The sequence below is a fragment of the Salinicola sp. MIT1003 genome (genome assembly GCF_001858555.1).
Lineage (GTDB): Bacteria > Pseudomonadota > Gammaproteobacteria > Pseudomonadales > Halomonadaceae > Salinicola > Salinicola salarius.
Genome location: NZ_MCAP01000010.1, coordinates 44137 through 57482, shown reverse-complemented (window position 1 = coordinate 57482; position 13346 = coordinate 44137). Strand labels below are relative to the sequence as shown.

Genomic DNA, 13346 nt, shown 5'->3' with positions numbered 1-13346 from the left:
TTCAATGAAGAAAACGATCGTGATCGGCGCCGGCTTCGGCGGTCTGGCGCTTGCCATTCGCCTGCAGGCGGCGGGTATTCCCACGCTGTTGCTGGAGAGCCGCGACAAGCCCGGCGGGCGTGCCTACGTCTACGAGGACGAAGGCTTCACCTTCGACGCCGGCCCCACGGTGATCACCGACCCCAGCGCCATCGAGTCGCTGTTCACGCTTGCCGGCAAGTCGCTTTCCGACTACGTGGAGCTGTTGCCTGTCACGCCCTTCTACCGGCTCTGCTGGGAAACGGGGGAGGTGTTCGACTACGACAACGATCAGGCGAACCTGGAAGCGCAGATTCGCCGGCTCAACCCGAGCGACGTGGAAGGCTACCGGCGCTTTCTCGACTATTCCCGCGACGTGTTCCGGGAGGGCTACCTCAAGCTCGGCGCCAAGCCGTTCCTGTCGTTTCGCGACATGCTCAAGGCCGCGCCGCAGCTCACCCGATTGCAGGCGTGGCGCAGCGTCTACAGCATGGTATCGAGCTTCGTCGAGGACGAGCATCTGCGCCAGGCGTTCTCGTTCCACTCGCTGCTGGTGGGCGGCAATCCGTTCTCGACCTCGTCGATCTATACCCTGATCCATGCTCTCGAGCGCGAATGGGGCGTGTGGTTTCCCCGCGGCGGCACCGGTGCGCTGGTCAACGCGATGGTCAGGCTGTTCGAGGACATCGGCGGCGAGATCGCGCTCGACGCCAGGGTCGAACGGCTGGAGACCCAAGGCGATCGCATCAGCGCAGTCACGCTCGCGGACGGCCGTCGGCTCGAGGCGCGTGCGGTGGCCTCCAACGCCGATGTCGTCCACACCTACGAGACGTTGCTCGGCCATCACCCACGCGGCGCGAAGGCCACCGCGAGCCTCAAGCGCAAGCGAATGAGCAATTCACTGTTCGTGCTCTATTTCGGACTCGATCACAACCACACCCAACTGGCGCACCACACGGTCTGCTTCGGACCGCGCTATCGCGAGCTGATCGACGAGATCTTCAACAAGGACGCGCTGGCCGAGGACTTCTCGCTCTATCTGCATGCGCCCTGCGTCACCGACCCGTCGCTCGCCCCGCCGGGCTGCGGCGCCTACTACGTGCTGGCGCCGGTCCCGCACCTAGGCACCGCCGACCTCGACTGGGAGATCGAAGGCCCTCGGCTGCGCGAGCGGATCTTCGATTATCTGGAAGCGAACTACATGCCGGGCCTGCGCAGTCAGCTGGTGACCCACCGTCACATTACCCCGTTCGATTTCCGCGATACGCTGAATGCCTATCAGGGCTCGGCGTTTTCGGTCGAGCCGATCCTGACCCAGAGCGCCTGGTTTCGGCCCCACAATCGCGACAGCCGGATCGACAATCTCTACCTGGTCGGTGCGGGCACGCATCCTGGCGCGGGGATTCCCGGCGTCATCGGCTCCGCCCAGGCGACGGCCGGACTGATGATCGAGGATCTGGGCAAGCGAGAGGCGTCAACATGAGCGAGGCGCTGCTCGACCACGCGACCCGCACCATGGCGGTGGGCTCGAAGAGCTTCGCTACCGCTTCGAAGCTCTTCGAGCCGCGCACGCGGCGATCCGCGCTGATGCTCTACGCCTGGTGCCGTCACTGCGATGACGTGATCGACGGTCAGACGCTGGGCTTCGAGACGGACGCGGCGAGTCAGGACACGTCGGAGGCGCGACTCGAGCGGCTGCGGGAATCGACTCGGCTCGCCTACGCCGACGCCCCCATGAGCGAGCCGGCCTTTGCCGCGTTTCAGGAAGTCGCGCTGACCCACCAGATTCCCCAGTCGCAGGCGTTCGATCATCTGGAAGGCTACGCCATGGACGTACGCGGCGAGACCTATCCGCATCTGTCGGACACGCTGCGCTACTGCTATCACGTCGCGGGCGTGGTGGGGCTGATGATGGCGCGTGTCATGGGCGTGCGAGACGAAGCCGTGCTGGATCGTGCCTGCGACCTGGGCCTCGCCTTCCAGCTCACCAACATCGCCAGGGATATCGTCGACGACGCCCGGATCGGACGCTGCTATCTGCCGCTGGCCTGGCTCGACGAGGTCGGCATACCGCTCGATGAACTCACGGCGTCGCGCCATCGCGACCGCCTCGCCGTTCTCGCCAGCCGGCTGGTGGCCGTGGCGGAGCCCTACTACGACTCGGCGCGGGACGGGCTGCCCGCTCTACCGCTGCGTTCGGCCTGGGCGATCGCCACGGCGCGGGGCGTCTATCGGCGGATCGGCGTCAAGGTCGCCGGTGCTGGCAAAAACGCCTGGGATCGACGCCAGGGCACCGGCAAGGGAGAGAAGATCGGGTTGCTGTTGGCCGGGGCGGGGCAGGCGATCAGCGCTCGCGGACGGCGACCCGATCCTCGGCCCGCGCATCTCTGGCAGCGCCCTCGCTAGCGGACGATGGCCGACGGCGACGCAACTCCGCCTTCAGCTTGTCCGTCGGCGGCGCATAGAGAAAGCCGAAGGAGATTCCGTGCTCGCGCTCCTTGACGGCATGATGAAGGCGGTGGGCCTGGTAAAGGCGCTGGAGATAGCCGCGCCGCGGAATGTAGCGAAACGGCCAGCGCTTGTGCACCAGCCCGTCGTGAACGATGAAGTAGAGCAGCCCGTAGGCGGTCATGCCGGCACCGATCCACTGCAGCGGCCAGACGCCTTGGGTCCCCAGTGCGATGAGCACGATGGCGATGGCGGCGAAGACCACGGCGTAGAGATCGTTCAGCTCGAACCGTTTTTGGTGCGGCTCGTGATGCGAGCGATGCCAGCCCCAGCCAAAGCCGTGCATGACGTAGCGATGGATCAGCGCCGCCGCGATCTCCATGCCCGCAACGGTCAATATCAGGATCAGGCTGTTCAGTAGCACAGGCACGCTCCGGGCGCGGGGATATGGCCAAGCTTAATGCATCCGAACGTGGATGCCATGGACGACATTCGATCGATGGCCGTCAGGAATCGACTGGTATTGGCCGGCGGCATCAATCGTCGTCTTCGCGCTTGCGGCGCTGCTTTCGGTTACGCCGATAACGTCGCACCAGCGCCAGCCAGGCCGCGGTCGCCAGCATCAGCGCCAGCATCACCCCCTGCCAGGGCCTGGCACCGTCTCCCATCACCGTTTCCAGGGTGATGATCAGAATGAATCCGATCGCCTGGCTGGCGATCGCGATCCGACGCAGACCGTCTCTTGGCCCTGCTCCCGCCATGATCTCTCCTCGTAAGATGCTTCGCGCCCGTATCCGAGTCCGCGACGCCCGGACCCACGCCGAGGCAGTGTAACGCCAATGCCGGAACACGCCGAACCGTTCAGTGCTTAAGGCCGCACGCGGTTTACGCTAGAATGCGTCGCCCATTCGATCCGTTCCCGCAGCGTACACACGACCGAGGCACCATGAGCGACTTCTCTCCCGGCCAGCGTTGGATCAGCGACGGCGAAACCGAGCTTGGACTCGGCACCATTCTCACCGTCGATGCACGCAGCGTCACCGTGCTGTTCACCGCCAGTCAGGAAACCCGTACCTACAGCGCCCGTCAGGCACCGCTGACCCGCGTGGTGTTCGGCCCCGGTGATCGCATCGACACCGCCGACGGCGACCAGTTGACCGTCGAGCGTATCGAAGAACGCGATGGCTGCGTGATCTACCACGGCCAGACCGATGACGGCGAATCCGTGTCGCTCAGCGAAGCCAGGCTCTCCGACAACATGCGCTTCCATCAGGCACAGGATCGTCTGCTGACCGGCCAGGTCGACCGCAACGACTGGTTCCAGTTGCGCTATCGCTCGCTGCATCACCACCAGCGCATCGCCCGTAGCCCCGCACTGGGCCTGGCCGGGCCGCGCATCGATCTGATTCCGCACCAGCTCTATATCGCCGACGAAGTCTCCCGGCGCCATGCCCCGCGCGTTCTGCTGGCCGACGAAGTCGGCCTGGGCAAGACCATCGAGGCCGGGCTGATCCTGCATCGCCTGCTGCTGACCGGGCGCGCCAGCCGGGCGCTGATTCTGGTGCCCGCCAGCCTGACCCACCAATGGCTGATCGAATTGCTGCGCCGCTTCTCGCTTTCGGTCACGCTGCTGGACGAAGCCCAGAGCGAAGCGTTCGACGAGGACAACCCCTTCGACAGCGGCCAGTGCATCCTGGCCAGCCAGGAGTGGCTGTTCGCCAACCCGCATCGCCAGCGTCAGGCCGAGAGCGCCGAGTGGGATCTGCTGATCGTCGACGAGGCGCACCATCTCGACTGGACGCCACAGGCAGAAGGCCCGGGTTATGCCTGCGTCGAGCGCCTGTCGAAGCATATCGCCGGTCTTCTGCTGCTGACCGCGACACCGGAGCAGATGGGTCTGGAGAGCCACTTCGCCCGGCTGCGCCTGCTCGACCCCGACCGCTATCACGATCTCGAACGCTTCCGGGAAGAAGAAGCCGGTTATACCGCCGTGGCCGAAGCGATCGAGGCACTCGAGCGGCTGCCGGGCGATGCCGCCGACCGCGACCGTCTCGGCGCCATCATCGATGACGGCGACAGCCGCGCGCTGCTCGACACCCTGCTGGACGCCGAAAGCGACGAGGCCCAGCGCGACAGCGCCCGCCGCCAGCTGCGCGAACAGCTGCTGGATCGCCACGGCACCGGCCGGGTCATGTTCCGCAACAGCCGCCGTCATGTCGGCGGCTTTCCCGAGCGCCACCTGCACGTTGCCTCGCTGGCGATGCCGACGGCCTACCAGGATCAGTTCGAGGAGCTCAGACAGGGCAACGATCACTTCGCCGCCCGCCTGACCGCCGCGGACCTGAGCACGCACGACGCCCGCCTCTATCCCGAAGCGGCCTATCGCGCCCTGCACGATGCCGCGATCCAGCATGACACGCCCTGGTGGCGTTTCGATCCCCGCGTCGAGTGGTTGATCGGCCAGCTCGAGGCACTGGGCAACCAGCAGAAGGTGCTGGTGATCGCCCACTGGCGCCAGACCGCCGTGGACCTGGCCGAGGCGCTGCGCGTGCGCGCCGGTATCCAGGCGCCGGTCTTCCACGAAGAGATGAGCCTGGTCGAACGCGACCGTGCGGCCGCCGCCTTTGCCGACGACGATGGCGGCTGTCAGGTGCTGATCTGCTCGGAAATCGGCTCCGAAGGGCGCAACTTCCAGTTCTGCCATCATCTGGTGATGTTCGATCTGCCCTGGCATCCCGATCTGCTCGAGCAGCGCATCGGGCGACTCGATCGTATCGGCCAGTTGCACCCGATCGATATCCACGTGCCGGTGATCGAGAAAAGCCCCACCGCCACGCTGCTGCGCTGGTATCACGATGGCCTCGCCGCGTTCGAGGCACCGCACGCGGCGGGCGGCGACGTCCTCGAGGCTTTCGGCGATGCGCTGCGTGAAAGTCTCGATGACGACTATCGCGATGACGGCTCTCTCGATGACGACTCTCTCGATGAAAACAGCGGCCTTGATTCGCTGATCGCAGAGACCCGCACCTTCAACGACGCTCGTCTGGCCGAGCGCGAAGCGGGCCGCAATCGTCTGCTGGAGTGGAACGCCTGCCGCCCCGAGCGGGCGGATGCCGTGATCAGCGCGATCGTGGAGCAGGACAACGACAGCGCCCTGCCCCGCTACGTCGATCAGGCTCTGGACATCTTCGGCGTCGATAGCCGGGATCTCGGCAACGGTCAGATGCATCTCACGCCCGGCTCGCACATGATCGACAGCCTGCCGGGGCTGGCCCAGGGCGACGAGGGGTTCACCGTGACCTACTCGCGCACCCAGGCGCTGGCGCGTGACGATATCCAGCGTCTCTCCTGGGAGCATCCGCTGGTGACCACGGTGATGGAGCGCATTCTCGACTCCAGCCTGGGCAACACCGCCCTCGCCCTGCTCAAGCATCCCAACATTCCCGGCGGCCGGCTGATGCTGGAGCTGATCTTCCGCACGCACTGCCCGGCGCCCAAGCGGCTGCAACTGGGCCGCTTCCTGCCGGATACCGGCATTCGCGTGCTGCTCGACGAGAGCGGCGCCAACCTGTCGGATAAGGTCACCTTCAGCGGGCTCTCCCGCAACCTGCAGCGAGTCAAGAAAGGCGTCGCGCGCGAGCTGCTGAAATCCCGGCATGACGCGTTGCGCGAGCTGCTGAAGAAGGGCGAGCAGGAGGCCCAACGCGAATTGCCGTCGCTGGTCGAACGCGCTCAGCAGGAGATGCGGGAGACGCTCGATCTGGAGCTGTCGCGTCTCAAGGCCCTTGCCCAGCACAACGGCGCTATTCGCGACGACGAGCTGCAGGCCCTGAAAGACGAACGTCGCGCCCTCGATACCGCCATCGAAAGCGCGTCGCTGCGCCTCGACGCGGTGCGCGTGATCGTCACCGTCGACAAGGATGCACGCTAGTTCGCCAGCGCATCGAGGATCCGCGTCCGCGGCAAGCCGCGGGCGCTCTCAATGCGACACGATTGCCGCCAGGGCGTCGTCCAGCGTCGGATAGCGAAAGGTGAAGCCGGCCTCCTGGAAGCGCCTGGGACGCATGCAAGCGCCAGTCAGAAGCAGGCGCGACATCTCCCCCAGTCCGAGTTTCAGCAGCGGCGCGGGCACGAACAGCGCCGCCGGCCGATGCAGGTGTCGTCCCAGCGCCCTGGTGAACTCGGCATTGGTCACCGGTTGCGGCGCGGAGCCGTTGAACGGGCCGCTGAGCATGGTTTTCTCGAGCAGAAACTCGATCATGGCGACCAGATCCTCCCGATGAATCCACGGCATGTACTGGCGCCCATCCCCCAGGCGACCGCCCAGCCCCAGCTTGAACGCCGGCATCATCTTGGCCAGGGTGCCGCCGCCGGCATCCAGCACCAGCCCGGTACGCAGACAGGCCACCCTTACCCCGAAAGCTTCGGCCTTGAGCGCCTCCGCCTCCCAGGCCTGGCACAGGCGGTGGGCGAATTCGTCGTGGGGTGGCGTCTCCTCGGTCACGTCACGATCGCCCTGATCGCCGTAGTAGCCCATGGCCGAGCCGGAGACGAGCACTTCCGGCGGCTGTTCCCGCCGCGCCAGCTCCTCGCATAGCGCGACGACGTCGCGTGTCGCGTGGCGGCGCGATTCGACCAGCCGGGTCTTCTGCGGGTCGCTCCAGCGCCGGTCGGCAATCGGTTCCCCGGCCAGATTGACGATGGCCTCCGGTAGAGACGATGCAAAATCCATGGCATCGTCACCGATGCGCACGCTCTGCGGCAACTGCCGGCGAGCCCGTTCCGGGTCGCGAGAGATCACCATGACGTCGTGGCCGGCCGCCAGAGCCCGCTCGACCAGTCGACGTCCGACGAATCCCGTACCGCCCGTGATCAATAGACGCATGATGGATGCTCCAAGTTATACGGATATTGTACAATACGTTGAGTCTGGCCATCCGACGGCGAGCCGTCCCAGCGCGTCCTTTCCATGGTCGCGTGACAACTCGACTCCGCCCCCGGCATTCAACCCCTTTTCAGGGAGCAGCATGACACAGTCCGCCATGATTCTGCTGGCCCACGGTTCCAGCGATGCTCGCTGGCGTGCCCCGTTCGAAACGCTGGAGCAGAACCTGCAGCCTAGCGACGGCAAGCCTGTCGTTCTCGCTTTCACGGAGTTGAGCGAGCCTTCACTCGAGCCCCGGGTGGCCGAACTGGCAGCGCAAGGCATCTCGCGAATAGAGATCCTGCCGCTGTTCTTCGCGGCGGGCCGGCACCTGCGAGAAGGCGTTCCCGGCCAGCTCGAGGAGATCGCTCGGCAACATCCGGTTTCGCTGCATCTGCTGGATCCGGTCGGCCAGCACCCGGCTTTCGTCGACGCCCTCGCCAGTATCGTCGAATCGCAGGCGCAGGATCTGTAAAACCTGTCTACGTCTTACATGGATATTGTACAAACCACTTGAAACGTACAATATCTTCACCCATCCTTGAGGTATCGAGACGGTAGTATCCGTCTCGTCACGACTCGTCGAAGTCATCGCTCTCTAGCGATCGTCACCGAACCGAGGTGACGTCCTCAAGGCATCAGGGCACTATCGCAGGTTACACCGGTGCGGATCGCGACAGATGACCGTAACCGACGTCCTGACACTTTCGAAGCCGTAGTGATGACTCGCAGCATTGACATGACCTATCTCATTCGACGAGACGGCGCACGCAGAGACCTCGCAGGAGGACTTGCATGACTTACAAGGCAATGGATTCCAGTGCCGCGCCGCTCTACCCGATTCGTGAAGTATCGCGCCTCACTGGAGTCAACTCCGTCACTTTACGTGCCTGGGAGCGCCGCTACGGCCTGATCCGTCCCCAGCGCACGCCAAAAGGCCACCGGCTCTATGGCCGTGACGATATCGAGCGCGTCGAGCGCATTCTGCAGTGGCTCAACCGGGGCGTCCCGGTCAGCCAGGTACGGGAACTTCTGGATCAGCCGGAAGCGGTCGAGACGCCGGCGCCGCAGATGGGAGACTGGGCCAGCCAGCGCCAGCATCTGATCCACGCCGTGGAGTCTCTCGACACTGGCCGGCTGGAAGTGCTGTTCAACCAGAGCCTGTCGCTGTATCCGGTCAGCCTGTGTATCGCGGAACTCTGGCAGCCCGTCATCTCGCAGCTGGAAGAGCGCTGGGGCGACCAGTTCGGCGCCACGCTCCAACGCCGGGTGCTGGAGACTTTCCTGCGTACGCGGATCGGTACCCGGATCTACCACACCAACCAGTTGAGCAATGCGGGGGAGATATTGGTCGCCCGATTGCCGGACGACAGCAGCGGATTCTGGGCGCTGCTGATGGGCTTGGCCGCATCCGCCGCAGGCTATCGCGTCCAGCTGATCGATGGTGATCTGCCGCTGAGCGAATTTCCGTTGGCCGTCGAGCGTCTCGGCGCCAAAGCGCTGCTGCTCGCCAGCAGCCACGCAGAGCGCAGTGATGTCATTCGACGCCAGCTGCCGCGGCTTGCCGAACAGTCCCAGGCGCCGGTATGTCTGGTCGGGCCCGTCGCCCGCATCCGGGCCAGCGATTTCGAGAACACTTCGGTCGCCGTGCTGGGAGAGGACATGAGCCAGGCGTTGAGCCGGATGCGAGCGACGATCGAAGCCGGCAGTTGAGCCGGGCATGGACGCACGGCGCGATCGTCAGGTCCGCCGTGACAGCGCAATAGGGTGAATAGCCCGCGACGCAGGGACGCGTCGCCCAGTCATCGGTAACAGGGACGTGTCTATGTCGCCCACGCAACTCGTCTGGTTTCGCAACGACCTGAGAACGTTCGACCACTCCGCATTGAGCGCAGCTGCCAGCAAGGGTCCGGTGATCGGCATCTATCTCGCCTGTCGTCACCAATGGCGCAGTCACGATCATGGTGCCAGCAAGATCTCGTTTCTGCATCGCGGCGTCATCGCGCTACGGAAAGCGCTGGCCGAACTCGATATCCCGCTGCTCTACCGCGATATCGGCGACTTTGATGCGGCGCCCAAGGCACTGCTGGAAGCAGCCAGGCGTTACGAGGCGCAAGCGCTCCATTTCAACCGCGAGTATCCGCTGGATGAGCGGGAGCGTGACGCCAGGGTCTCCGAGGCGTTCGCTCACGAGGGGCTCGCGGCCCATGGCTACACCGACTCTATTGCCTTCGAGCCGGGCGAGTTGCTGACGGGTCAGGGCGAGTACTACAAGGTCTTCACCCCGTTCGCCAAAGCCTGGCACCAGCGCGTCACCGCAGACCAGCTGGCGTTGCGTGAAACGCCACAGCGCCAGGCCAGGCTGGAGATTTCCAGCGATTCGATTCCCGAGCTACCCGAGCGGGATCGCTCCGCCGTGGTCTTCACCGACTCTGCCAGCGCAGAAGATGAGCCCTGGCCGGCTGGTCAGGAGGCCGCCGCCGACCGGCTGTCCCGATTCCTGCAGCAGCGGGCGCGCCGTTACAATGATGATCGCGACTTCCCCGCCATCGCCGGCACCAGCGAACTCTCCGCCTACCTTTCGGCCGGGATGATCTCCCACAGGCAGTGCCTGCAGGCCGTGATGGCCCATAACGGCGGCCATCTCGGCGATGGCGACGCCGGTCTGACGAGCTGGGTCAACGAGCTGATCTGGCGCGAGTTCTACCAGCACATTGCCGTCGGCTTTCCCCGCGTCTGTCGCCATCGCCCGTTCAAGCTCGCAACCGACAGGTTGAGCTGGCGCCACAGCGACAGGGATTTCGAAGCGTGGTGCGAGGGCCGCACCGGATTCCCGCTCGTCGATGCCGCCATGCGCCAAATGGTCACGACCGGCTGGATGCACAACCGGCTACGCATGGTAACGGCCATGTTCCTGAGCAAGCATCTGCTGCTCGACTGGCGCCGCGGCGAAGCCTTCTTCATGCAACACCTGGTGGATGGCGATTTCGCATCGAACAACGGCGGCTGGCAGTGGGCAGCCTCGACCGGCACCGATGCCGCCCCCTATTTCCGGATATTCAATCCGACCACCCAGTCCCGGCGTTTCGATCCGGAGGCCGAATTCATCGCCCGCTGGCTGCCGGAGCTCGCCGGCCTGCCGGCCAAATCCCGCCATCAGCCCAACGCGGAGCAGCGCCGCCAAACGGGTTATCCGCCAGCGATCGTCGATCATGGACGCGCCAGAGAGCGGGCCCTGGAGGCATTCAAGAACTTGGGCTAATGCTGGTCTCAGTGGTGTCTACATGCGTCCACCGCGCGGTCGACGCCTTGCCGAAGAGGGCATGCACGCTTTTACGGAACGACGCGAACGGCGGCGTCACTTCAGGACTGGACGCTTTCCACTGCCTCGCGCAGCCGGCTTTCCACCTCGTCGGCCGGCTGGGGCCGGGCATAGAGATAGCCCTGTACGTGGCGGCATCCTCTGGCCAGCAGGAAATCCCGCTGCTCGGCGGTTTCCACGCCTTCGGCGATCACGTCCATGTGCAACCCCTGCGCCATTGCCAGTACCGCCGAGGTGATCGCGGCGTCGGCATGATCGTGGGGCAATGCCCGGATGAACTCTCGATCCAGTTTCAGCTTGTCGATCGGCAGACGCTTGAGATAAGCCATCGACGAATAGCCCGTGCCGAAATCGTCGATCGCGATCTGCAGACCTTCCTGCCGCAACGCCTCCAGTCGTGACGAGATATCGCCGGCACGCTCGTCGATCAAGACGGATTCGGTCAACTCCAGGCCGAGCAGCTGAGCCGGCACTCGATACTGTGCCAATGTCGAGATCAGGTGGGATTCCAGGTCGCCCTGAATCAGTTGCAGCGCCGAGAGATTGACCCAGATGGGCACGACTTCCAGCCCCAGCCCTCGCCAGGTCGCCAGCTGCGCCACGGCCTGGTCGATGACCCAGCCTCCCAGCGCCGGCATCAGGCCATAGCGCTCCGCCAGCGGAATGAACTCGCTCGGCAGGATCAGGCCATGCTCGGGGTGATGCCAGCGCAGCAACGCTTCCATCCCCACCATTTTGCCGTCGTCCAGCCGGTGCTGAGTCTGGTAATAGATTTCCAGCTGCGATCCATGGGCCAGCGCCTGGCGTAGTTCGTTGAGAATGGTCAGATGGCGATCGGTTTCGACTTCCAGGGAAGGACGAAAGCGTCGATCATGATTGCTGCCGTGACGTTTGGCGCTGTAAAGCGCGGATTCGAGCCGCTGGAACAGCACATTGGGGTCGGTGCCATCTTCCGGCGCCCGGCAGCTGCCGATGGTCAACCCCAGATGCAGCGGCCTCTCCTCGATCTCGAACGGCTCGCTCAGCTGCTCGCGCAGGCTCGCGACCCATTGCTCATGATCGTCGAATGTCGTGGTGCGGATGACCATGAATTCGTCACCGCCCAACCGTCCGACGACACCACCGACGATGTGATCGGCCAGGCGCTGGCCGAAGCGCGACAGCAGGCGATCTCCGTTCTCGACGCCCAGGTTATCGTTGATCGCCTTGAAGGCATCGATATCGATCAGTGCCAGGTCCAGCCCTTCTCCGGCGCGCAGATGCTGCAAGCGAGACGCCAGCAGGTCGTGCAGACGTCGCCGATTGGGCAAGCCGGTCAGCGGATCCTCGAACCCGATACGACTCAGATCCTGCTCTCGTGCCTTGTGCCGGCTGATATCGGTGAACAGCCCCACATAATGGGAAACCCGGCCCTTGTGATCCTGAAAGGCCTGAACCCGCAACCATTCGGGGAACTGGTCGCCGTACTTGCGCTGGTTCCAGATCTCGCCTTCCCAGCGGCCGGTGCTTTTCAGCGTTTTCCAGTAGAGATCGTAGAACGCCTTGTCGTGACGCCCCGACGACAGTACGGAGGGATCATGACCCCGGATTTCCTCCAGCGTGTAACCGGTGATCTGAGTGAATGCGGGATTGACGGCCACGATACGATTGGCAGTATTGGTAATGATCACGCCATCCTGTGAAAGCCCGAGCGCGTGCTCGCTGAGGCGGCGACGTTGATGTTCGAGCCGGATCTGGCGCCAGCCATCGAGCATGCCAATGATCACCACCGCCAGCGCTGCCAGCCTCAGCCCCAGTATGGGCAGCACGCTGGCAGCAGCCAGAGCCGCCAGGGCCAACCAGATCAGCGGTCGATTCAGCGTAAAGAAAGGCCACATAGGTTGTCGTTTGTCGTCGTCATCGTTTGACTGGCGGCTATTGCAGAGCCCCCCATTTCCGTCCGCATCATGCCCCGGGGGCATTCGCCAGGGCAAGCTTCACTCCGATCATTGCGCCACAGGTAGCACAAGACTAGGCTTTGGCTGGCGTGCAATCAGCGCGCGCAGCCATTAGACTGGCCGCGCCTTGCAGACGACGAGGCAAACTCTATTTTCGATTCTCGGAACGATCCAGTGACCAGACAGCACTCTTTCAGCCAAGACGATCTGCTGAAATGCAGCCGGGGGGAACTGTTCGGCCCCGGTAACGCCCAACTGCCCGCTCCCAACATGCTGATGCTCGACCGCATCACGCAGATCAACGAGGAAGGCGGCAAGTACCAGAAGGGCGAAATCATCGCCGAGCTGGATATCCATCCGGACCTGTGGTTCTTCCAGTGTCATTTCCCTGGTGACCCGGTGATGCCCGGCTGTCTCGGCCTGGACGCCATGTGGCAGTTGGTCGGCTTCCATCTCGGCTGGCTGGGCAACCCCGGTCGTGGTCGGGCCCTGGGTTGCGGCGACGTCAAGTTCTCCGGACAGATCCTGCCAAGCGCGGGCCAGGTTACGTATCATATCGAGATCAAGCGCGTGATTACCCGGCGCCTGGTACTTGGCATCGCCGATGGCACGCTGTCGGTCGACGGTCAGGCCATCTACGAGGCCAAGGACTTGCGTGTCGGCCTGTTCACCAATACTGAGAAATTCTGAGCGGGAG

11 protein-coding genes are annotated in these 13346 nt (G+C 64.4%); 7 read left to right on the top strand and 4 right to left on the bottom strand.

The genetic code is table 11. From position 1 onward, the window contains the following. Window positions 1-4 precede the first annotated feature (4 nt). The gene (locus tag BC443_RS04995; RefSeq protein WP_071230780.1) at window positions 5-1501 is read left to right on the top strand and encodes a phytoene desaturase; all 1497 of its coding nucleotides are present in this window, start codon (window positions 5-7) and stop codon (window positions 1499-1501) included. Next, on the top strand, window positions 1498-2424 hold the full coding sequence (gene crtB / locus BC443_RS04990) for a 15-cis-phytoene synthase CrtB (RefSeq protein ID WP_071230746.1): 927 nt from the start codon (window positions 1498-1500) through the stop codon (window positions 2422-2424). The genes BC443_RS04995 and crtB overlap by 4 nt, the downstream gene beginning before the upstream one ends. Here crtB and BC443_RS04985 read toward each other — a convergent pair. Then, window positions 2363-2890 carry a sterol desaturase family protein gene (locus BC443_RS04985; protein ID WP_244179930.1) on the bottom strand — a complete coding sequence of 176 codons (528 nt, stop codon included), beginning with the start codon at window positions 2888-2890 and terminating at the stop codon, window positions 2363-2365. The two genes, crtB and BC443_RS04985, sit on opposite strands and share 62 nt — an antisense overlap. Window positions 2891-3002: 112 nt before the next feature. Then, a complete protein-coding gene (locus tag BC443_RS04980) occupies window positions 3003-3227 on the bottom strand; it encodes a hypothetical protein (RefSeq protein WP_071230745.1) in 225 nt (74 codons plus the stop codon). Between the two features lie 185 nt (window positions 3228-3412). On the opposite strand from BC443_RS04980, the gene rapA reads away from it, so the two are divergent. Further along, window positions 3413-6397: an RNA polymerase-associated protein RapA gene (gene rapA / locus BC443_RS04975; protein WP_071230744.1), complete on the top strand. Its 2985-nt coding sequence runs from the start codon at window positions 3413-3415 to the stop codon at window positions 6395-6397. A gap of 48 nt (window positions 6398-6445) precedes the next feature. Here rapA and BC443_RS04970 read toward each other — a convergent pair whose 3' ends face one another. After that, entirely contained in the window at window positions 6446-7351 is a 906-nt protein-coding gene (locus tag BC443_RS04970; RefSeq protein ID WP_071230743.1) for a TIGR01777 family oxidoreductase, read from the bottom strand. 142 nt (window positions 7352-7493) lie between these two features. On the opposite strand from BC443_RS04970, the gene BC443_RS04965 reads away from it, so the two are divergent. The 3 genes from BC443_RS04965 to phrB all read left to right on the top strand — a co-directional run bounded on the left by BC443_RS04965 (window position 7494) and on the right by phrB (window position 10652). Then, window positions 7494-7865: a CbiX/SirB N-terminal domain-containing protein gene (locus tag BC443_RS04965; RefSeq protein WP_071230742.1), complete on the top strand. Its 372-nt coding sequence runs from the start codon at window positions 7494-7496 to the stop codon at window positions 7863-7865. A 320-nt stretch (window positions 7866-8185) separates the two neighbouring features. Then, complete coding sequence (locus tag BC443_RS04960; RefSeq protein WP_071230741.1) at window positions 8186-9103, top strand: MerR family transcriptional regulator; 918 nt, start codon at window positions 8186-8188, stop codon at window positions 9101-9103. Window positions 9104-9215: 112 nt separating this feature from the next. Next, window positions 9216-10652: a deoxyribodipyrimidine photo-lyase gene (phrB, locus tag BC443_RS04955; RefSeq protein WP_071230740.1), complete on the top strand. Its 1437-nt coding sequence runs from the start codon at window positions 9216-9218 to the stop codon at window positions 10650-10652. A 101-nt stretch (window positions 10653-10753) separates the two neighbouring features. Here phrB and BC443_RS04950 read toward each other — a convergent pair whose 3' ends face one another. Then, the gene (locus BC443_RS04950; protein WP_071230739.1) at window positions 10754-12589 is read right to left on the bottom strand and encodes a GGDEF domain-containing phosphodiesterase; all 1836 of its coding nucleotides are present in this window, start codon (window positions 12587-12589) and stop codon (window positions 10754-10756) included. 234 nt (window positions 12590-12823) lie between these two features. Here BC443_RS04950 and fabA point away from each other — a divergent pair, with 234 nt between their 5' ends. After that, window positions 12824-13339: a 3-hydroxyacyl-[acyl-carrier-protein] dehydratase FabA gene (gene fabA / locus BC443_RS04945; RefSeq protein WP_071230738.1), complete on the top strand. Its 516-nt coding sequence runs from the start codon at window positions 12824-12826 to the stop codon at window positions 13337-13339. Window positions 13340-13346: the final 7 nt, after the last annotated feature.